Genomic DNA, 363 nt, shown 5'->3' with positions numbered 1-363 from the left:
GATAGAATACTTGCGCCTGATGCTATAGCAATAACCAGTAACGCTTTTTGAGGCTCTGAAATAGATGCTGCTGTTAAAAGCGGTGCTGTAAGTCCTGCAGCTGTAATCATAGCAACGGTGGAAGAACCTTGTAAGATACGAACTAAAGCTGCTGCCAAAAACGCAAATAATAAAATACTAACACCTTTGTCTGCAAAATAATTAGCCAACATTTCACCTGTACCAGTATTTACCAACATTTGTTTAAAAACGCCACCAGCTCCGGTTAATAAGATAATGATTCCAGCTGGCCCCATAGATTGTGTACTAATATTTAAAAGCTGTTGTTTTGTAAATCCTCTTCGTACTCCTAACGCATACCAT

At 38.8% G+C, this 363-nt stretch carries 1 protein-coding gene; it reads right to left on the bottom strand.

The window, feature by feature from the left end; all coding sequences use genetic code 11:
• On the bottom strand, positions 1–363 hold a 363-nt coding region (locus H4O21_RS28465), incomplete at both ends, for a GntT/GntP/DsdX family permease (RefSeq protein WP_502243756.1).

Origin of the sequence: Oceanospirillum sediminis, assembly GCF_014164585.1 — a bacterium.
Taxonomy (GTDB): Bacteria; Pseudomonadota; Gammaproteobacteria; order Pseudomonadales; family Halomonadaceae; genus Oceanospirillum; species Oceanospirillum sediminis.
This window is presented reverse-complemented; position numbering and strand designations above follow the sequence as displayed.